This is a genomic window from Amorphoplanes friuliensis DSM 7358 (assembly GCF_000494755.1).
GTDB classification, from domain to species: domain Bacteria; phylum Actinomycetota; class Actinomycetes; order Mycobacteriales; family Micromonosporaceae; genus Actinoplanes; species Actinoplanes friuliensis.
Genome location: NC_022657.1, coordinates 8,788,129 through 8,807,323, shown reverse-complemented (window position 1 = coordinate 8,807,323; position 19,195 = coordinate 8,788,129). Strand labels below are relative to the sequence as shown.

General features: G+C 69.8%; 19 protein-coding genes. 14 read left to right on the top strand and 5 right to left on the bottom strand.

All coding sequences use genetic code 11. The features are described from left to right. Position 1 precedes the first annotated feature (1 nt). The 5 genes from flgN to csrA are packed head-to-tail and all read left to right on the top strand — an operon-like array spanning position 2 to position 3,539. Complete coding sequence (gene flgN, locus AFR_RS40590) at positions 2 to 487, top strand: flagellar export chaperone FlgN (protein ID WP_023562665.1); 486 nt, start codon at positions 2 to 4, stop codon at positions 485 to 487. Next, positions 487 to 1,869, top strand: a complete 1,383-nt coding sequence (flgK, locus tag AFR_RS40585) for a flagellar hook-associated protein FlgK (RefSeq protein ID WP_023562664.1) — start codon at positions 487 to 489, stop codon at positions 1,867 to 1,869. Before flgN ends, flgK begins: the two co-directional genes overlap by 1 nt. 9 nt (positions 1,870 to 1,878) lie before the next feature. Beyond that, positions 1,879 to 2,793: a flagellin N-terminal helical domain-containing protein gene (locus AFR_RS40580; protein ID WP_023562663.1), complete on the top strand. Its 915-nt coding sequence runs from the start codon at positions 1,879 to 1,881 to the stop codon at positions 2,791 to 2,793. Positions 2,794 to 2,834: 41 nt separating this feature from the next. Further along, on the top strand, positions 2,835 to 3,233 hold the full coding sequence (fliW, locus tag AFR_RS40575; RefSeq protein WP_023562662.1) for a flagellar assembly protein FliW: 399 nt from the start codon (positions 2,835 to 2,837) through the stop codon (positions 3,231 to 3,233). A 54-nt stretch (positions 3,234 to 3,287) separates the two neighbouring features. Then, positions 3,288 to 3,539 (top strand): carbon storage regulator CsrA, encoded by a 252-nt coding sequence (csrA, locus tag AFR_RS48875; protein ID WP_023562661.1) that lies wholly within the window; start codon positions 3,288 to 3,290, stop codon positions 3,537 to 3,539. Positions 3,540 to 3,599: 60 nt separating this feature from the next. On the opposite strand, the gene AFR_RS48260 is transcribed toward csrA, so the two are convergent. After that, on the bottom strand, positions 3,600 to 4,421 hold the full coding sequence (locus AFR_RS48260; RefSeq protein ID WP_023562660.1) for a peptidoglycan DD-metalloendopeptidase family protein: 822 nt from the start codon (positions 4,419 to 4,421) through the stop codon (positions 3,600 to 3,602). A gap of 227 nt (positions 4,422 to 4,648) precedes the next feature. Between AFR_RS48260 and AFR_RS40560 the strand changes: the two genes are divergently transcribed. From AFR_RS40560 to AFR_RS40550, 3 genes are all read left to right on the top strand, one after another. Then, positions 4,649 to 6,208: a methyl-accepting chemotaxis protein gene (locus tag AFR_RS40560; protein WP_041841523.1), complete on the top strand. Its 1,560-nt coding sequence runs from the start codon at positions 4,649 to 4,651 to the stop codon at positions 6,206 to 6,208. A gap of 122 nt (positions 6,209 to 6,330) precedes the next feature. Beyond that, positions 6,331 to 7,062 carry a hypothetical protein gene (locus tag AFR_RS40555; RefSeq protein WP_023562658.1) on the top strand — a complete coding sequence of 244 codons (732 nt, stop codon included), beginning with the start codon at positions 6,331 to 6,333 and terminating at the stop codon, positions 7,060 to 7,062. Positions 7,063 to 7,136: 74 nt separating this feature from the next. Next, positions 7,137 to 7,955 carry an SRPBCC family protein gene (locus AFR_RS40550; RefSeq protein WP_041841522.1) on the top strand — a complete coding sequence of 273 codons (819 nt, stop codon included), beginning with the start codon at positions 7,137 to 7,139 and terminating at the stop codon, positions 7,953 to 7,955. Positions 7,956 to 7,958: 3 nt separating this feature from the next. Here the strand turns inward: AFR_RS40550 and AFR_RS40545 are convergent, their stop codons facing one another. Continuing rightward, positions 7,959 to 9,779, bottom strand: a complete 1,821-nt coding sequence (locus AFR_RS40545; RefSeq protein WP_023562656.1) for a sensor histidine kinase — start codon at positions 9,777 to 9,779, stop codon at positions 7,959 to 7,961. Between the two features lie 79 nt (positions 9,780 to 9,858). Continuing rightward, positions 9,859 to 10,083 carry a DUF7455 domain-containing protein gene (locus tag AFR_RS40540; protein ID WP_041843368.1) on the bottom strand — a complete coding sequence of 75 codons (225 nt, stop codon included), beginning with the start codon at positions 10,081 to 10,083 and terminating at the stop codon, positions 9,859 to 9,861. 232 nt (positions 10,084 to 10,315) lie between these two features. Between AFR_RS40540 and AFR_RS40535 the strand changes: the two genes are divergently transcribed. From AFR_RS40535 to AFR_RS46545, 3 genes are all read left to right on the top strand, one after another. Further along, entirely contained in the window at positions 10,316 to 12,040 is a 1,725-nt protein-coding gene (locus AFR_RS40535; RefSeq protein ID WP_023562654.1) for a S8 family peptidase, read from the top strand. A gap of 72 nt (positions 12,041 to 12,112) precedes the next feature. Then, entirely contained in the window at positions 12,113 to 12,514 is a 402-nt protein-coding gene (locus AFR_RS40530) for a response regulator (RefSeq protein ID WP_023562653.1), read from the top strand. A gap of 235 nt (positions 12,515 to 12,749) precedes the next feature. After that, positions 12,750 to 14,429, top strand: a complete 1,680-nt coding sequence (locus AFR_RS46545) for a DNRLRE domain-containing protein (RefSeq protein WP_041841521.1) — start codon at positions 12,750 to 12,752, stop codon at positions 14,427 to 14,429. Between the two features lie 3 nt (positions 14,430 to 14,432). Here the strand turns inward: AFR_RS46545 and AFR_RS40520 are convergent, their stop codons facing one another. Together AFR_RS40520 and AFR_RS40515 are read right to left on the bottom strand one after the other, a co-directional pair. Continuing rightward, positions 14,433 to 15,236 carry a hypothetical protein gene (locus AFR_RS40520; RefSeq protein ID WP_023562651.1) on the bottom strand — a complete coding sequence of 268 codons (804 nt, stop codon included), beginning with the start codon at positions 15,234 to 15,236 and terminating at the stop codon, positions 14,433 to 14,435. Further along, positions 15,233 to 15,991, bottom strand: coding sequence for an SDR family oxidoreductase (locus AFR_RS40515; RefSeq protein ID WP_023562650.1), 759 nt, complete (start codon positions 15,989 to 15,991; stop codon positions 15,233 to 15,235). The genes AFR_RS40520 and AFR_RS40515 overlap by 4 nt, the downstream gene beginning before the upstream one ends. A gap of 141 nt (positions 15,992 to 16,132) precedes the next feature. Here AFR_RS40515 and mshA point away from each other — a divergent pair, with 141 nt between their 5' ends. Genes mshA through AFR_RS40500 form a run of 3 tightly spaced genes read left to right on the top strand, consistent with a single transcriptional unit; the run spans position 16,133 to position 19,166 of the window. Continuing rightward, positions 16,133 to 17,437 (top strand): D-inositol-3-phosphate glycosyltransferase, encoded by a 1,305-nt coding sequence (mshA, locus tag AFR_RS40510; RefSeq protein ID WP_023562649.1) that lies wholly within the window; start codon positions 16,133 to 16,135, stop codon positions 17,435 to 17,437. Next, positions 17,431 to 17,925, top strand: coding sequence for a type III secretion system chaperone family protein (locus tag AFR_RS40505; protein WP_023562648.1), 495 nt, complete (start codon positions 17,431 to 17,433; stop codon positions 17,923 to 17,925). Before mshA ends, AFR_RS40505 begins: the two co-directional genes overlap by 7 nt. Next, positions 17,922 to 19,166 carry an MFS transporter gene (locus AFR_RS40500; protein WP_023562647.1) on the top strand — a complete coding sequence of 415 codons (1,245 nt, stop codon included), beginning with the start codon at positions 17,922 to 17,924 and terminating at the stop codon, positions 19,164 to 19,166. The genes AFR_RS40505 and AFR_RS40500 overlap by 4 nt, the downstream gene beginning before the upstream one ends. Positions 19,167 to 19,195 lie beyond the last annotated feature (29 nt).

Sequence of the window (19,195 nt, the reverse complement as noted above, 5' to 3'; positions counted from 1 at the left end):
GGTGAGCCTGACCGACCTGTCCAGCGTCCTGTGGCGCGCACGGGAACTGTTGGAGCTGCTGCTGTTCAAGCTGGAGGAGGAGCAGCTGCTCCTCGCCTCCAACCGATCCCGCTGGCTCGCCCACGCGACCCGTGAGGTCGAGGTCGTGCTGGACCAGATTCGTCAGACCGAGGTGGCCCGGGCGGCGTACGCCCAGGCGGTCGCGATCGAGCTGGGTCTGCCGGCGGAGGCATCCCTGGGTCAGCTGGCGGACGCGGCGCCGGCGCCCTGGTCCGAGCTGCTGCACCAGCACCGCAAGGCGTTCCTGACGCTGACGTCGGAGATCGGTGCCGTGGCCGAGGCGAACCGGGACCTGCTCACCGCGGGTCAGCGCGCGGCTCGCGAAACCATGCTCGCGTTCGCCGGAACCGTGGAAACGTACAGCCCGCAGGGCAAAACCGTCAGCGGCGGCGTGCGCCGCCCCAGCCTGGTGGATGAGGCGATCTGATGGCCAGCAGTTTCGGCGGTATCAACACCGCACTGACCTCGCTCTACGCGCAACGGCGCGGACTGGACGTCACGGGTCAGAACATCGCGAACGCCAACACCGAGGGATACACCCGGCAGCGTGTCGAGATGCAGTCGCAGGTCGGGTCCATCTCGCCGGCGATGTACGCGAAGACCGACGGCCTCGGCACGGGTGTGGCGGTGTCGGACGTCCAGCGGCTGCGCGATGAGTACCTCGAGAACCGGGGTCGTTCGGAGCACGGCGCGAGTGCCTATCTCGCCAGCCAGAGTGCTTCGTACACGACCATCGAGGACGCCTTCGCCGAGCCGAGCAACACCGCACTCGCGGCGCAGCTGCGCGACATGTGGGGCGGCTGGAACGACGTTGCGAACAACCCGCAGCTGACCGCGCCCCGGTCCGCCCTGATCCAGCAGAGTGCGACGGTGGTCAACCAGCTGAACGGCGCCCACGAGGGGCTGGCGCGGCAGTGGAGTCAGAACCGGACGCAGATGGACACCTACGTCGACGAGATCAACACCGCGGCCGGGTCGATCGCTCAGCTCAACGAGAGCATCATCCACGCCAACGCGACCGGGCTGACCGTCAACGAGCTCGAGGACCGGCGCGATCTGCTGGCCATGCGACTCGCCGAGCTCACCGGAGCCAGCGCGGCCAAGCGTGAGAACGGTGGCATGGACGTTTTCATCGGCGGCGCCACGCTGGTCACCGGCTCGGTGACCCGCAAGGTGGAGTTCACCGGTGCCGCGCGCCTGGAGGACCAGAACGCCGATCCGGTTGCGCTGCGGTGGAAGGACACCGGCGGCGCCACCTCGCCCGGCGGCACGCTCGGGGCCATGACGGACACGATGTCCATCATCATCCCGGGTCTGTCCGCCAGCCTCGACGGCATCGCCAAGAAGCTCGCCGACAGCGTCAACGCCTTGCACGCCAACGGGTTCAGCACCGACGGCACCACCGGCCTGGACTTCTTCGGCGGTGACTCGGCGGCGACGATCAAGGTCCTGGTGACCGACCCCGACAAGGTCGCGGTGTCGGCGGTCAGTGGCACGCGGGACAACTCCGTGGCCGACGCGATCGCCGACATCGGCGACGCGGCCGGCGGACCGGACCGGCAGTACCAGGAGATGATCGGTCAGCTCGGTGTCCAGTCGCAGGGTTCCGCGCGCCGCGCCGAGATCCAGTCCGTCGTGACCGAGCAGGTCGACGCGGCCCGCGAGGCCCAGTCCGGGGTCAACCTCGACGAGGAGATGACCAACCTGCTCACGTACCAGCGTGGGTACGAGGCCGCGTCCCGGGTGCTGACGACGATCGATTCGATGCTCGACCAGCTCATCAACCGTACGGGCCTGGTCGGAAGGTAGGGATAAAAAATGGTCAGCGGCAGAGTCACGGAAAGCAGCATCCACACGCGGGTGCTCGCCAATCTGCAACGCAACATCGCCAAGGGTGCGAAGATCCAGGAGCAGTTGTCGAGCGGCAAGCAGCTCAACCGCCCCTCGGATTCGCCGGCCGGCACCGTTTCGGCGCTGCAATTACGCAGCGAATCACTGACGAGTCAGCAGTACACCCGTAATGCGGAGGACGGACTCGGCTGGCTCAGCACGGTGGAGGACACACTCAACAGTTCTTCCACACTGATGAATCGTGCCCGTGATCTCACGGTGCAGGCCTTGAACACGAGTTCCAACGGCGCCCTGGCGGGTGCCGCCCTGGCCAAGGAGATCGACGAGATCCGCGGCACCCTGATCTCGCAGGCGAACACGAGGTACCTGGACCGTCCCGTCTTCGGCGGCACCACCGCGGGTGCGGTGGCGTACGACGACAACGGCCAGTTCACGGGCACTCCGTTCGACCCGGCGCAGGCCGCCACGACCAGTGTGTCGCGGACGGTCGGCTCGGGTGTCAAGGTGCGGGTGGATCTCACCGGGCAGGAAGCTTTCGGCAACGACACCGACGGCCTTTTCAAGGTGCTGGAAGACATTTCCGCCAGCATCCGGGCCGGCGATCAGGATGGCCTGTCGGCCAATCTGAACCGGCTCGACAAGTCCGGTGATCAACTGAAATCGGCCATTTCCGAGATCGGTTCACGATACAATCGGATGACGCAGATGAAGGAATCCGCGCAGGACCGCTTGCTCTCCGTGACGTCGCAGCTGTCCGACATCGAGGATATCGATCTGCCGAAAACCATCATGGATATGCAGCTCCAGCAGACCTCGTACCAGGCCGCTTTGGCCGCCTCGGCCAAGGTTATTCAGCCCTCGCTCATCGATTTCCTGAGGTGACCATGACTACTCGCACCGCGTCCCGACCGATTGGGGCAACCGTGACCGACGCCGCGCTGGACATGCCGATCATCGACATGGCCGTTCCGATGCCCGGGTTCCCCGCGCACCAGCAGTTCGTGCTCGTCCGTCTGAACGACGAGGGCCTGCTGTACGCGTTCACCTCCATCCAGGACCCGGACCTGCGTTTCCTCGTGGCTCCGCCGGAGCCGTTCTTCCCGGACTACGCGCCGGAGATCGAGAACGACGTCCTGGCCGCGCTGAACACCAAGGACCCGGACCGGCTCCTCGTCATGGTCGTCATCACGGCCGGCGTCAACGAGACCACGGCGAATCTCCTGGCCCCGATCATCGTGGACCGGGACAGCCGCCGCGCGATGCAGGTGGTGCTGACCGACGGCAACATGCCGGTCCGCGCCGTCATGCGCCGCGACTACTGAGACCGGCACGCCGGGTTTGATGTCCTGTCCACGGATGGAGAAGGGACAGTCACGATGCTCGTGCTGACCAGGAGGGCCGGCGAGAGCGTGATGATCGGCGATGATGTCGTCGTCACCGTGCTCGAGGCGCGCGGCGATGTCATCCGGATCGGTATCCAGGCCCCTCGCGCCGTGCAGGTGCACCGCGAGGAGGTCTATCGGGAGCTCCAGGAGGCCAACCGTGCGGCGGCCTCTCCGGGCGAGGACGCCGTGCGCGCCCTCACCGAGATGTTGCGTCCGGCTGGTGCGGAGCCACCGGGCGACTGACCCTCCAGAGTGGTACCAACTCGGGCCGGCTCCCTGATGGGAAGCCGGCCCGTTGGTCTGTCAGCTGATGACCAGTCCGCGGGCCCGCATGAAGGTGATGGGGCTGACGGCGTTCGCCCGGGTCGCCGGGGATCCGTTGTGGACCTCGAAGTGCAGGTGCGGGCCGGACGAGGATCCGGACGTACCCACGTGACCCAGGACGGCGCCGCGGGCCACGGTCTCGCCGACCGACACCTCGGGGCGGCGCACCAGGTGGCAGTACCGCGTCACGATGCCGCCTGCGTGCAGAACCTCGACGTACCAGCCGCAGCCGCTCAGTGAGCCGTTGCCGTCGACGTCGCAACTGCCCTTGGAGACGTTGCAGACCACGCGGATCACGGTGCCGGAACTGGCCGCGCGGATCGGGGTGTTCCGGGTCGCGGCGAGGTCGACCCCGTCGTGTGCGGGGCGAGGCCCGGTGCGGAAGCCGCTGATCAGACCGGCGGTGACGGGAAGCATCCAAGCGCCGGCAACGGCCGGGAGCGGTGCTGCGGTTGTGCACTTCGGAATCGCGAAGTCTCCGCGCCGGACGTACGCGTCGGAGACGAAGCTGTTGTCGCTGAGGCGGTCCCAGTAGCCGGTGTTGGTGACAGTGCCGCTGATGAACTGGCCGGCGACCCGGCAGACGATCGAGACGGTCGTGCCGTTCCTCACGGTGCCGGTCCGTGTGCTGCTCGCGGACGGGCCGCTCCGGGCGTTCAGTGCGGTGCCGCCGGTGACGACCGTGCCCGTGCCGGCGACCTTGACCGAGGGTGCGGCGGATGCCGCGGCGGGATCGAGGAGCAGGGTGCCGCCGGTGGCGAGCAGGGCGAGGGCGGTGCGCTGATGTCGGCGTTTTTTCACTCGGATTCCTTCCTGCGCACGCGTTTGCGTGCTTTCTGGAGAGGTTGTCGAGTGCGGGCTGCCGGATCAGGTGCCTCGGCAGTGCAGAACAGTTGCGCCAAAACCATGAATTCAGCGTCGAGTCGGTCGAATCGCCGGAAAGATGGATCTACTGCCGCAGCACGCTCCGGACCGGGACACGCCCCTCGAACCCGCACCGGACCATGCTCGCCTCCGAGGAGACTTGTATGTCCCGATTGATGGAAATGGGTATCGCCAAGCGCCTGACGCTTATCGTGCTGGTCGGCGCGCTGGCCATCGTCGGCCTGACGATCAACACCGTGAGCGGTCAGCGCAGCCTGGTCGGCCAAGCCGACCTGGTGCGGGTCCTGGAGGCCGGTCTGGCCGCCCTCAACCACCTTGACACCCGGCAGAGCGAGCTGAAGGTGGACGGCTACCGGGCGGCGCTCGGTGACGACGTGACGACCGACGTCGCGGACGACGTCGTGTCGGCCACCGAGGCAGCGGACGCGGTCGAGGCGGTCGGGCTGCCCGCTGACCTCGCCGCCGAGTTCGCCACGATCCGGCCGAACGTCGACAGCTTCGGCACCTTCATGGCCGACTTCGTCAAGCAGGCCGGTGCCGGCGGGGACGCGGCGGAGGCCAACCGGGACCAGATCGCCCAGCGCAACAACGCGGTGGACGACCAGCTCGGCGCGCTCAACGAGAAGGTCGCGGCCGCGGCGGAGCAGGAACGCGCCGACATGAACAGCACGATCAACCGGATCAGCCTGATCACCTATCTCTTCTCCGGCATCGGACTGCTCCTGCTGATCGGTCTGTCGGTGCCGCTGGCCCGGTCGATCCTGCGCCCGGTGCGGCGCCTCGGTGAGGTCATCGACGCGCTGGCCAAGGGTGATCTGACCCAGCGCAGCGGCATCACCAGCCGTGACGAGGTCGGCCGCATGGCCGTCGGGCTGGACAGCGCCCTGAGCTCGATCCACCGCTCGCTCAGCACCATCGGGCAGAACGCCGAGACCCTGGCCAGCTCGGCCACGGAGCTGTCGGCCGTGGCCGGGCAGATCGCGGAATCCGCCCACGACACCGACGCGCAGACGTCGTCGGCCTCCAACGAGGCCGAGGAGATCTCCCGCAACGTGCAGACCGTGGCCGCCGGGTCGGAGGAAATGGGGCTGAGCATCCGCGAGATCTCGCGCAACACCAGCGAGGCCGCGCAGATCGCCGCCGTCGCCGTCACGGAGGCCGCGCAGGCCACCGAGACGATCCGTCAGCTGGGCGAGTCGTCGGCGGAGATCGGGAACGTCATCAAGCTGATCACCTCCATCGCCGAGCAGACCAACCTGCTGGCCCTGAACGCGACGATCGAGGCCGCCCGGGCCGGCGACGCGGGCAAGGGTTTCGCGGTGGTCGCCTCCGAGGTCAAGGACCTCGCCCAGGAGACCGCCCGGGCCACCGAGGACATCGGCTCGCGGGTCACCGCGATCCAGCAGGACACCAGCGGCGCGGTCGCCGTGATCAGCCGGATCAGTGAGGTCATCGCCCGGATCAACGACTTCCAGACCACGATCGCCAGTGCGGTCGAGGAGCAGACCGCCACCACGGGTGAAATGAGCCGCAGCATCAGCGAGGTGGCGTCGGGCAGCAGCCGCATCGCCGCGAACATCGCGGACGTCTCCACGGCGAGCGGTTCCGCCGTGCACGGTGTCACCCAGACGCGGCAGGCCAGCGAGGAGGTCGCGCGGACCGCCGAGGAACTGCGCGCGCTGGTCGGTGCGTTCAAGCTCTGACCCGGCTCACCGGGAACGACGCACCCTGACTGCACCTGGCGCGGCCCCGGTCCACAACACCGGGGCCGCACCGTAATCCCAGGACGAGAGGAGCTCGTCTCCAGGGACGGTCGGGAGTCATCGTGGGTGCAGAGCGTGAATCGGTCCTGGACGGCACCGCCCTCGATCTGCGGGCCGATGCCCATGTCCACACCGGCTTCGCGGCCGGGCGGGACAGCGTCGGCGTTGTCGTCTCCGCGGCCGACCTCGCCGGGATGACAGCGGTCACCTTCGCCGATCAGGTCGGGCTCGAGACGACGTGGCTCCCCGCGTACGCGGACACGATCCGGCGGGCCCGCCGGCGCACCGAGCTGGTGCTGCGCGTCGGTGCCGAGGTCGAGGTCGTCCGGCAGGACGGCTGGCTGGCCTGGCCCGCCGACCTGGGGCACCTCGAGGTGGTCTCCGTGGCCGTGTCGCAGCTGCCGCAGGCCGACGGTCCGATGACCGCGCGCGAGGTGCGGTCGCTGCTCGCCGCCGGCCGGCTCACTCCGGAGCAGGTCGCCGAGTCCGTCGTGACCGCCACGATCAAGGGCATCGAGCGGGCCTCCCGGTACGCCCCGGTGCAGCTGGCCCGTCCGCTGAGCCTGCTCACCCAGGTCGGCCTGGACGACACCGCGATGACACCGGAGCTGCTCAGCGAGCTCGCCTCGGCCTGCCGGCACACCGGTGCGGCCGTCGAGATCAGCGAGGCCTGGCGCAGCCCGTCGGCCCGCGTGGTGGCGCTGCTCCGCGAGGCGGACGTGGCCCTCGTGGCCGCGAGTGACGCCCGGTACGCCGGTGAGGTCGGCCGCTGGCAGTACCTGCGCCGGGTCTGATCAGAAACCGAACGCGTGGCGTAATCGCCTACGTACTCTCAGTCATGCCAGCACTTCAGCATGGGAGAGATGCGATGAGTATGGTTCAGCAGGCCGTCGAGATCGGTGCCCCGTTGCACGCGGTGTACCAGCAGCTTGAGACGTTCGAGAACTATCCGCAGTTCATGACCGGTGTGCAGCAGGTGACCCGGACCGGCGACAATCAGACCCACTGGGTGATGGACGTCGAGGGCCACCACCGCGAGTTCGACGCCCGGATCACCGAGTGCTCACTGGACGAGCGGGTCTCCTGGGCGACCACCGAGGGACCGCTGCTCGCCGAGACGATCACCCTGCGGCCGATGGGCGAGACGCGGACGCAGATCGTCGCCCAGCTCGAGGCCGACGTTGCGTTCCTGCTGCCGAACGACAGGCACGGTCAGGAGACGCTGAGCCGCCGGCTCAAGGCTGACCTCAACGCCTTCAAGGGGCTGATCGAGACCGGGAAGCTGGGTGACCTCCACCAGCTCGGCGCCAGTTCGAAGCAGCTCTCCGGGACGTCGAGCACGGTTTTCAGCCGTGACCGGGTCAACCCGGCCTCGCCGGCGTCGGTGGCCGCCCGCGCCCGTGGCACCCGTCCGCACCCCGGTGCCGGCTGGGGCACCAGCGCCGGTGAGTTCAGCAACGCCAACATGGGTACCAACGTCGACATCACCTCGGCGCCGGGCATCACCAGCGCCTCGGATCTCGACGATGTGCTCGCCCCCGGGCGCCGGATCGGAGGCACCGGCGCCCTGCGCGGCGGGGCGGCCGGTGGCGCGGCTCCGATGGGCGGCAAGGCGATGAGCAGCCGCGACCCCCGGCGTGACGGGGTCATCAGCGAGGAAGACAGCGGCAGCGCCCACGACTGGTAACCCTCAGAGGGACGCCGATTCGAGCGTCACGACCAGACGGGCACCCCGGGGCTCGGCCCGCTCGTAGCGGACCGAGCCCCCGTTTGCTTCCACCAGGTGCCGCACGATGAAAAGACCGAGCCCGGACCCGCGCATGAAGCGGTCGAACAGGTTCGGGACCAGCTCCTCGGGGATGCCGGCGCCGGCGTCCTGCACCATCAGCACGACGGTCTCGTCGCGCTGCTCGGCACGGATCTCCAGCGGCGCCTCGCCGTACTTGAGGGCGTTGCCGAGCAGATTGCGGATCACGTGCCAGACGTGCTGCCGATCGGCCAGTGCCGCGAGATCCTCGTCCACGACGATCTCGACGTCACCCGTGCACTCCAGCTCCGCCGCGACCGTGGTGGCGACCTCGAGGACGGACACGGGCGTACGCCGGGCGGTGACCGAACCGGTGTCGAGCCGGAAGAGCAGTTGCAGGTCGTTCATCATCTTGATGAGCCGATGGGTGTTCTTGCCGATCTTGGTGGCCAGTTCCAGCCGGATGTCCTCCGGCAGGTCGGCCCAGTCCTCGGAGAGCAGCTCGGACAGGCTGGCGATCGAGCTGATCGGCTGGGCGACGTCGTGGGTCAGCATCGACGTCAGGTCGTTCTTGAAGGTGAGCGCCGCCTCCAGCCGGGTGTTCGCCTCCCGCAGCTGGTCGTTGCTGCGCTCGAGCTCGGCGGCGCGCTCGTTCAGCTCGTCCTCGGCCCGCTTGCGGTCGGCGATGTCGACGTAGGTGGCCACGTAGGCCCGCGGGCGGCCGTCCGCGTCCGGGATCGGCGCCATCGTGGCCAGCACCGGGATGTCGGTGCCGTCGGCGTGCCGGACCACCCAGTCCCCGGTGCCCGCGGGCGGCACCTCGGCTGGTCCCGGTCCGGGTGCCTCGGTGTTGCCGGTCAGCTCCCGCCAGCGCCGGTTGACGTCGATCACCCGGTAGTTGGCGTCGAGGACCATGACGGCCTCGTTCATCGACTGCAGCAGCGTGTCCGCGAACTCCCGGCCTTCCCGCAGCTCGGCGACCAGGTTGCGCTGCCGGCGGTCGGCGCCCTCCAGCGAGCGCACCAGAAAACCGACCAGAGCCAGGACGGCCAGCGCGGCGAGGACCGCCCCGGTGCTGATCGCGGCGGCCGGGCGGCTGATTCCGGTACGCACGGCCAGCGCACTGATCAGCGCCGCGACGACGGGCACCGCCACCAGCACGGGCAGCGCTCGGCGGATCTTGGTGCCCGGCCCGGCCGCCGCATCCGTCCGCAGGGGGCCTGCCTCGGGCCGGGCGAGAATCGCCCCGACGGCCAGGGTGAGCAGCGCGCCGGCGTAGTACGGCGACATCACGCTGTCCGGCCCGCCCCCGTCCGGGAACGTCGGGGCGAACATCCGCGGGACCAGCGCCACCAGGGCGATGATCGCGGCGCCGGCGAGCAGCGGGTCGGCGATCCGGAACCGTGCCTGCCCGCCGGGCCGGCGCAGCCGCATGTCGATGCCGGCCAGGGCCAGACCCGCGAGCAGCGCGGCGACACCCGCGGCCGGGTGCCGGGCGAGGGCGGCCGCACCGAGGGCCGCGGCGAGGACGGCGAGCACGTAGCCGGCACCCCGGACGGCCGGGCCACCCCGCGGTGGGGCCAGCAGAAGCAGAGCGAGCCCGGCAGCCACAAGAGCGGCTGCCGGGCTCGATGTCAGAGCGCTTTCCGGTGCGCGTACGGGGGAGGTGAGCAGGCTCAGGGCGCCGAAGACGGCCACCGCGACACCGGCGCACCCGGCGAAGATCCGGGACAGCCTGCCCACGTCGTGCGCCGCGATCTGCACCGGTGGAACCCCTCTAAATATGGGCGTATCCGCCCAAGAGTGAGGGAGTGATCATATCGCGGCGTAGGGGATCAAGTGGTCACGCCGGAGGAGACTGCGCCGCCCACTCGAAACCGTCCTCGACGGTGATGCGGGAGGCGACCCGGGTCAGCTTCTCCGCGTTCTTGTTGGCGTGATGTCCGCAGAAGACCAGCGAGCCTCCGCTGGTCAGGGCGATCTCCGCCTTTGCGGCCGCGCTGCAGCTGTCGCAGCGGTCGACCAGGGACGGGACGGTGACGATCTCGGGCGACAGCATGGTGGTCATCATCGCTCTCCTTGTTCGGTGGCACTGCAGCGGTCCTGACAGGGGGTACTTCGGCCCGGCTGAGGGGCGTCTTAGCGCTCGTGACGAAGATCAGGACCCTGCAACCCGAGCGCAACCCGCAAGGTCCCGGGGCGGCTCTGCCCCTTCTCCAGCATTTCCCTCAGACGCCACCGGCATGCCTGTTCGCACGAGCGATGTCGTTCGCCGGTGGCTTAACGGGAGGGGACCCAGAATGACTCGCAACGACGGCCCGCGCCGCGCCGCACGCCTCGCGCTGACCGCCGGCCTCGCTACTGCGGCCGCAGTGACCGGCGTCGCCGGCACCGCACTCGCGGGTACGCCCACCGCACTGCCGACCGGCACGATCCGCGCGGCCGGTGCCGCCGGAGCGATCACCGACAGCTACATCGTCGTGCTCAAGCCCGGATCGGCCGCAGCCGCCCGTGTCACTTCTGCCTCCCAGGACCTGGTCAAGCGGTACGGCGGCAAGGTTCGTACCAACTATCTCTCCGCCGTCCGCGGCTTCCAGGCGGACATGACCGCGACGCAGGCGCGGCGGCTGGCCGCGAACCCGGCCGTCGACTACGTCGAGCAGGACGCGGTCGTGACGATGGCCGACACCCAGTCGAACCCGACGTGGGGTCTCGACCGCATCGACCAGACGTCGCTGCCGCTGTCGAAGACCTACACCTACCGTCCGGCTTCGGACGTGACCGCGTACGTGCTGGACACCGGCATCCGGATCAGCCACAGCGAGTTCGAGGGCCGGGCGAGTTACGGCTGGGACTTCATCGACAAGGACTCCACCGCGCAGGACTGCAACGGCCACGGCACCCATGTGGCGGGCACCGTCGGCGGTGCGACCTACGGCGTCGCCAAGGACGTCAAGCTGGTCGGCGTCCGGGTGCTCGACTGCACGGGCTCCGGGGCGTACTCGGCGATCATCGCCGGCATCGACTGGGTCACCACGCACGCCGTCAAGCCGGCCGTCGCCAACATGAGCGTCGGCGGCACGGCGAGCTCGGCGCTGAACGCCGCGGTCACCAGGTCGATCGCCTCCGGGGTGACCTACGCCGTCGCGGCGGGCAACGACAACAAGGACGCCTGCGGGTTCTCACCCGCTTCCGCCGCCGACGCGATCACCGTCGGGGCCACGGACAGCGCCGACGCCCGCGCCTCCTTCTCCAACTACGGCTCGTGCCTCGACATCTTCGCGCCCGGTGTGAAGATCACGGCGGCGAGTTACTCCAACGACACCGGCTCCCAGATCATGAGCGGCACCTCGATGGCGTCCCCCCACGTCGCCGGTGCGGCCGCGCTGGTCCTCGCCGCGAACCCGTCCTTCACGCCGGCCCAGATCCGCGAGGCGCTGGTCGGGAACTCGACGCCGGGCAAGGTCACGTCGGCGGGCAGCGGCTCGGTCAACAAGCTGCTCTACTCGGGCTTCCTGAACACGCCGGCCACGCCTGCTCCGACCACCCCGGCTCCGACCACGCCGGCTCCGACCACTGAACCGACGACGCCGCCCACGACCATGCCCACCACGCCGCCGACGACCTCGCCGCCGACGACCACGCCGCCGACGACCGCGCCGCCCACGACCGCGCCTGCCTGCGGGCCGTTCACCGCGTCGACCTCGGTCAAGATCGGCAAGAAGGCGACCGCGTCGAGCTGGATGACGATCTCGGGCTGCACCGGTACGGCGTCCCGGACCTCGACCGTGGCGGTCACGGCGACCCACGCCTACCGCGGCTCGCTCGTCGTCACGCTGACTAGCCCGAGCGGCACGAAGTACACCCTGAAGACGGCCGACAAGACGGACAGGGCGGCCAACCTGGCCCACACGTACACGATCAACCTGTCCGGTGCGCCTCGCAACGGAAAGTGGACGTTGCAGGTCAGGGACACCTACGGCACCACCACCGGCGTCCTGAACAAGTGGAAGCTCACGTTCTGAAAGGCCGGAAAGGCGTACCCGAACGACTGCCCGTCGATAGCGTGACAGGAAATGAGAGCCGAGGAGGCACCGATGACGGAGGTTCCGCAGGAGCGTCCCATGGTCCTCGTCGTCGACGACGAGGAAGATCTGCGCGACATCATGCGCCGGATGCTCGAACGCCGCGGCTTCGCGACCCTGGTCGCCGGCGATGCGGATCAGGCCATCGCGGTCTGCCGGGAGCACCCGGGTGTGATCGACGTGCTCGTCACGGACCTCGGCCTGCCCGGGGTATCCGGTGGTGACCTGGCCCGGACGGCGTCCGGTCTGCGCCCCGAGATGGGCGTCGTCTACATCTCCGGTCTGCCCAAGGACATCGCCGTCACCAAGGGCCTGATCGCCGAGGACGCTCTGCTGGTCAAGAAGCCGTTCACCTCCGACCTGCTGCTGGAGGCGCTGCGGTCGATCCTGGCCCAGCGGGCACCCACCGCCTGAGCACGATCTGAAGGAACGCCGCCGGACGCGTCCGGCGGCGTTTTTTTATGCGTTCATCGGCCGAACGGACGAGCCGTGGACGGCCGAAAACCCCTTCATTAGCACGGCTCGGAGCCGCCCACCCGGTCCTTCGGTGGTGGCACCTGGCCTGCACCCGTACGCGATCCGGGCCGGCACCCGCACGCCCCGAACCTGAGTGTCAGACAGCAATTGTTTGACATACAGGGGGAACAGCGTGACGGCCAGGCGGGGGATCATCGGAGTTGCTTTGACGGGCGTCGTGGCGGCCGGCGGGGGGTTCGCCCTGACCGGTACGGCGAACGCCGCGACGACGACCGAGACGACGAGCACGTACAGCACCGACGACGCGTACACGTCGAGCTCGCGCAGGACCGTCAACTTCGGTGCCGCCGACAAGCTGGTCGTGGGCAGGGAGGCGGGGGAGACGCGGCTGTCCTATGTGAAGTTCACGCCGAAGATCGCCTCCGGTGCGACCGTCACCGCGGCCCAGCTGAAGCTGCCGGTGGAGAGCAAGCCGGTCGCGGCCACGCTCAGCGTCCACTCGGTCGCGAGTTCGTGGTCGGAGCAGAAGATCACGGCGGCGAACGCGCCGGCGCTGGGTGCGCTGGTCGCCTCGATCAAGCCGAGCACGACCGACGCCACGCTGACCTTCGACGTGTCCAAGGTGGTCACCAAGGCCGGCACTTACGCGTTCGCCCTGAGGTCCTCCGCCACCACGGCCGTGACGCGGCTGCGCTCGATCGAGTACGGCGCCACCACCTCGGGCGGCCCGGAGCTGGTCGTCACGGCCCGCCGGACAACCACGACGCCGACCACCGCGCCGACCTCGACCGCGCCGACGAAGGCTCCGACCACCGCGCCGACGACCACGCCTCCGACGACCACGCCTCCGACGACCACGCCTCCGACGACCACGCCTCCGACGACCGTGCCGCCGACCACCGCGCCGGGTGAGTGCGTCACCGACGCGCTGCTCGTGCCGTCCTGCGGTGTTCTCTGGGGCGCGGCGGCCGGCGGGTTCACCGACACCCCGCGGGACCAGGCGCTGAAGTCGTGGGAGGCCATGACCGGCCGCACCGCGACGATCTACCACACGTACCACAAGGGTGACGAGCAGTTCCCGACCAAGCCCGAGATCGCCATGACGCAGGACGCCCAGAACCCGCGGGTGCTGCTGCTCAACTGGAAGATCGCCTACAACTCCACGTGGGCCAAGGTCGCGGCCGGCGCCCAGGACGCGCGGATCGACAAGTGGTCCGCGTACGTGAAGAAGAACTACAACCAGAAGTTCTTCCTCGCGCTGCACCACGAGCCGGAGAACGACGTCAACGCCACGGCCGGTTCGGGCATGACGGCCAAGGACTACGCCGCGATGTACCGCCACGTCATCACCCGGCTGCGCACCAACGGCGTCACCAACGCCGTCAACGTGATCGCCTTCATGGGCAACGAGAAGTGGATGGCGCAGTCCTGGTGGAAGGACCTCTACCCGGGTGACGCGTACGTCGACTGGGTCGGCCTGGACTCGTACGTCAGCGTCGAGAAGGGTTACTACCACTACGGCGACATGGGCGACATCCTCGACCGTCAGCCGACCGGCGGTGGCCTCGGCTGGTACGACTGGGCCGTAAAGAACCACCCGACCAAGCCGATCATGGTGGCTGAGTGGGGCATGTACCACCGCACCAAGTCCATCACGGACAAGGCCGCGGCGTTCAACACGGTCATCCCCGAGCTCAAGGCCCATCCTGCGGTCAAGGCGGTCGTCTACTTCGACACCGCCAGCGACGACGAGGGTGACCGGGACATCTCGGTCAACTCCACGGCGAGCAGCCTGGCCGCCTTCAAGAAGGTCGCGGCCGACCCGATGTTCAAGGTGACCCTGGGCAAGTAGGCGTCATTCGTCCCCCCGAGAACCGGGCCGGTCCGCATCGCGGGCCGGCCCGGCCGGCTGTCCGGGCCACGGCACGGTCAGCTCGCCACGGCGCCACCGCGCGGGCCCGTCCAGGACAGGCCACTGCTCTCGGAACTTGGCCACCGTGCCCAGCCAGCGCTGGCGGGATCCGAACGGTGTCGCGGACGCGTCCCACGCCGCACCGAGCGTGGCCAGCAGGTCGTGCACGGGCGAGCCGGGCACGTTGTGGTGGATCAGCGCCTTGGGCAGACGTTCCGCGAACGTCGCTGGATGGTCCAGATCGGACAGTCGCGCCGACAGGGTCAGCGTCTGCGGGCCGCCGGTGTCCACGACCGCCCACGTCGCGATCCGGCCCAGCTCGTCACAGGTGCCCTCGACCAGCAGCGCACCCGTGCCGGTCATCGTGGCCCACGCCGCGGCCACCTCGTCCTCCGCGTACTGCCGGAGGACGTTGAACGCGCGGACGACCACCGGGTGCAGGCCGGCCAGCTCGAAGCCGCCGCGGCGGAACTCGAGCCGGGGCGGATCCGCGTACGGCTGGGCGGCGCTCACGCGTACCGGATCGATCTCCAGACCGACCACCGCGACGTCGGAGCGGACCGCCTCCGCGAGCCGGGCCCGGAGCTCGACGGCCGTGACCGGCGTCGCGCCGTAACCGAGATCCACGACCAGCGGGTCGTCGGCCGCCCGGAGCAACTCACCGCACCGGTGTGCGAGGTAGTTGTCGACCCGGCGCAGCCTGTTCGGGTTGGTGGTGCCCCGGGTGACCGCGCCGACGGGCTTCACGACTCGCGGGCCACCTTGTGCTGTGCGGCCTGGGCGATCGGGCGGACGACCAGGCGGTCGATGTTGACGTGCTGCGGCCGGGTGGCGACCCAGGCGACGCAGTCGGCGATGTCGTCCGCGACCAGCGGTTCCTTCACGCCGGCGTAGATGGCGTCGGCCTTGCCCTGGTCGCCGAGGCGCTTGAGGGAGAACTCCTCGGTGCGCACCATGCCGGGGTCGATCTCGATCACCCGGACGGGCCTGCCGGCGAGTTCCAGGCGCAGGGTGCCGACGAGCGCGTTCTGGGCGTGCTTCGCGGCGGTGTAACCCGCGCCACCCTCGTAGACGGTGAAGGCCGCGGTCGAGCCGACGGTCACGACCGTGCCGGCGCCGCTCGCCTCGAGTGCGGGCAGCAGCGCCTGGGTCGTCCGCAGGGTGCCGAGCACGTTCACGTCGTACATCCATTGCCAGTCGGCGACGGAACCGTCGGAGACGGGGTCCAGGCCGCGCGCACCGCCGGCGTTGTTGACCAGCAGAGCAACCGGTGCGCCCAGGCCCGTGACCGTGGTCGCCAGCGCGGCCACCGACTCGTCCGAGGTGACGTCGCAGACCACGGCGGTGGCGTCCGGACCGATCTCCGCGACCAGCTGCTCCAGCCGGTCCTGACGGCGGGCCGCGGCCACGACGTGGAAGCCTTCCGTGGCCAGACGGCGGGCGGTCGCCGCCCCGATCCCACTGGACGCCCCGGTGACGACGGCGATCTTCTTCTGCACCATGCTCTGATCCTGCCTCACCCGGGCGGGAGAGCTGGGTCACCCCCGGCCGCCTGGCTTTGGGTTGAGGGCCAGGAAGTGGGGAAGATGAACGACGGCGTAACAGTTCCCCGTTACGTTTGACCGCTTTCGAAGGGACACGACGTGGCTGAGCTGCGGGCCTCAGGCCTCTGGCCGACTCCCCGGCGCATCGCCACGCTGTCGGTGCACACGTCACCGCTGGAGCAGCCCGGTACGGGCGACGCAGGCGGCATGAACGTGTACATCGTCGAGGTCTCCAAGCGGCTGGCCGAACGCGACGTCGAGGTCGAGATCTTCACGCGGGCCACGTCGAGCGAGCTGCCCCCGGTCGTCGAGATGGCGCCCGGTGTGACTGTGCGGCACATCACCGCCGGCCCGTTCGAAGGGCTGTCGAAGGAGGAGCTGCCGTCGCAGCTCTGCGCGTTCACCAACGGTGTGCTGCGGGCCGAGGCGGCCCGGCCGCCCGGTGCCTACGACCTGATCCACTCGCACTACTGGATGTCGGGGCAGGTCGGCTGGCTGGCCCGCGAGCGCTGGGGTGTGCCGCACGTGCACACCGCGCACACCCTCGCCAAGGTCAAGAACAGGTTCATCGCCGCGGGGGACCGGCCGGAGCCCAAGGCCCGCGTCATCGGCGAGGAGCAGGTCATCACCGAGGCGGACCGCCTGGTCGCCAACACCCGCTTCGAGGCCCAGGACCTGGTCAGCTGTTACGACGCCGACCCGACCAAACTCACCGTGGTGCAGCCCGGCGTGGACCTCGGCCGTTTCCGGCCCCGGTCCACCCGCGTCGCGGACCGGCGGCGGCTCGGCCTTCCGGAGCGGGGGTACGTGGTCGCTTTTGTCGGCCGCATCCAGCCGCTCAAGGGGCCGGACGTGCTGATCCGGGCCCTCGCCTCCGAGCCGCTGCGCGACGAGGACGTGACCGTCGTGATCTGCGGCGGGCCGAGCGGCAGCGGACTCGACCGCCCGACGTCGCTGATCGAGCTGGCCTCCTCGCTCGGCGTCTCGCACAAGGTGCACTTCCTGGCGCCGCAGACCGGTGAGGCGCTGGCCGCGCTCTACCGGTCCGCCGACCTGGTCGCCGTGCCGTCACACAACGAGTCGTTCGGCCTCGTGGCGCTCGAGGCCCAGGCCTGCGGCACCCCGGTCGTCGCCGCCGCGGTGGGCGGTCTGGTCACCGCGGTCACCGACGGCGTGAGCGGCGTGCTGGTCGACGGTCACGACCCCCAGGACTGGGCCCGGGTGCTGACCGGCCTGCTGCTCGCGCCGGCCCAGCGGCTGCGCCTGTCCATCGGCGCGGTCCGGCACGCCAAGAACTTCTCCTGGGACCGCACCGCCGACGGGTTGTTGCGGGTCTACCGCGAGGCCGTCGCCGGGCACCGGGCGCTGATCGAGGCGCGTCTGGCAGGCTCGTTCTCATGGTGAGCGAGGTCGGTGAGCTGATCGAACGGGTCTGCGCGGAGCGCGAGCTCCCCTGCGAATCCACCGGCGACTCGTCCTGGGTGGTGACCCTCCCCGGTACGCACAAGCTGAAGACCGCGTGCAACCTCATCGTCGGCGAGCACGCACTGCGCGTCGAGGCGTTCGTGATGCGCCACCCCGACGAGAAGCACGAGGAGCTCTGGGCCTGGCTGCTGCGCCGCAACGCCCGGATGTACGGCGTCAGCTTCTCGATCGACGCGTCCGGCGACATCTACCTGACCGGCCGCGTCACCCTGAAGGGGCTGGACGAGGACGAGCTCGACCGTCTCTTCGGTGCGGTGCTGACGTACGCCGACGAGTCCTTCGACTCGATGCTGGAGATCGGGTTCGGGTCCTCGATCCGCCGTGAGTGGGAGTGGCGGGTCAAACGCGGCGAGTCGCTGGCCAATCTGCAGGCCTTCGCCCATCTGGCGGACCCGAAAGCCGAGTGAGACTCCGCGCCTGGTGGGCTGATGCCGCCGGAGGGCTGCCGGCCACGTACTGGTACCTCTGGACGGGGCTGCTGATCAATCGTGTCGGCGGCTTCGCGGTCCTCTTCCTCTCGCTCTACCTGACCGCCCAGCGGGGTGCGAGCCCCGCGGTCGCCGGCCTGGTCGTCGGTGCGTACGGGATCGGCGGTGTCGGTGGCACCCTGCTCGGCGGTGTCCTCACCGACCGCTGGGGCCGCCGGTCGACACTGCTCGCCGCGCACTTCGCCACCGCCGCTTTCCTGGTCGCGCTGGCGGTCAGCACCGATCTGCGGCTGGTGGCCGGGTTCGGGCTGCTGCTCGGTGTCGCGCAGACGATGTCCGGGCCGGCGTTCGTCGCGGCGATCATCGACGTGGTGCCGGCCGAGCGCCGGTCGCGGGCGTTCAACCTGCAGTTCTGGGCGTTCAATCTGGGCATGGCCGGTGCGTCGCTGCTGGCCGGGCTGCTGGCCGAGTGGAGTTATCTCGGGCTGTTCCTGCTCGACGCGGCGTCGACGGTGCTCACCGGCGTACTCATCGCCTGGAAGGTCCCGGAGACGCTGAGCCGGCGGCCGGCCGAGGTCGTGCCCGATCGGGGCCGCGGGATGCGGACGGTCCTGGCCGACCGGGTCTTCCTGGTTTTTGTCGGGCTGACCCTGCTGCAGGCCCTGCTCTACGCCCAGACCAACACGATCGTGCCGCTCGCGATGGCTCAGGACGGGCTCGGCCCGTCGGACTACGGGCTGGTCACCGCGCTCGGCGGGACGATGATCGTCGTCGGGCAGCTGTTCGTGCCGCGGCTGATCGACCGGCACCGCAAGGCCCGGGTGCTCGCGGTCGCGCTGGCCGTGATGGCGCTGGGCTTCTCGACCCTGGCGACGGCCGACCGGCTGGGCTTCTACCTGGCCGCGGCGGCGGTCTGGACCATCGGTTCGATGCTGGCCGCACCACCGAACGCGGAGATCAACTCCGAGCTGGCGCCGGTGGAGCTGCGAGGGCGTTACCAGGCGGTGTTCTTCCTGACCTTCCCGGCGGCGTCGTTCCTGGCACCGGCGCTGGGCGGGGTCAGCCTGCAGACCTTCGGATCGGCGCACTGGCTGATCGTCGCGGCCGTGGGTGTCCTCGGAGCGGGACTGCACCTGGCGGCGGGACCGGCCCGCGAAAGAAGAGTGTCGGAACTGCGGAGTGTCAGCGCCGGCGGCGGCGGGCGACGCCCATCCCCATAGGCGTCGCCCGCACTAACCGCCGGTCTCGG

Bases quoted from the DNA above. Each gene is read 5' to 3' on its own strand.
- flgK (WP_023562664.1), top strand. From the start codon at position 487: ATGGCCAGCAGTTTCGGCGGTATCAACACCGCACTGACCTCGCTCTAC.
- AFR_RS40580 (WP_023562663.1), top strand. From the start codon at position 1,879: ATGGTCAGCGGCAGAGTCACGGAAAGCAGCATCCACACGCGGGTGCTC.
- csrA (WP_023562661.1), top strand. From the start codon at position 3,288: ATGCTCGTGCTGACCAGGAGGGCCGGCGAGAGCGTGATGATCGGCGAT.
- AFR_RS40560 (WP_041841523.1), top strand. From the start codon at position 4,649: ATGTCCCGATTGATGGAAATGGGTATCGCCAAGCGCCTGACGCTTATC.
- AFR_RS40550 (WP_041841522.1), top strand. From the start codon at position 7,137: ATGAGTATGGTTCAGCAGGCCGTCGAGATCGGTGCCCCGTTGCACGCG.
- AFR_RS40540 (WP_041843368.1), bottom strand. From the start codon at position 10,083: ATGACCACCATGCTGTCGCCCGAGATCGTCACCGTCCCGTCCCTGGTC.
- AFR_RS40535 (WP_023562654.1), top strand. From the start codon at position 10,316: ATGACTCGCAACGACGGCCCGCGCCGCGCCGCACGCCTCGCGCTGACC.
- AFR_RS40530 (WP_023562653.1), top strand. From the start codon at position 12,113: ATGACGGAGGTTCCGCAGGAGCGTCCCATGGTCCTCGTCGTCGACGAC.
- AFR_RS40515 (WP_023562650.1), bottom strand. From the start codon at position 15,991: ATGGTGCAGAAGAAGATCGCCGTCGTCACCGGGGCGTCCAGTGGGATC.
- AFR_RS40505 (WP_023562648.1), top strand. From the start codon at position 17,431: ATGGTGAGCGAGGTCGGTGAGCTGATCGAACGGGTCTGCGCGGAGCGC.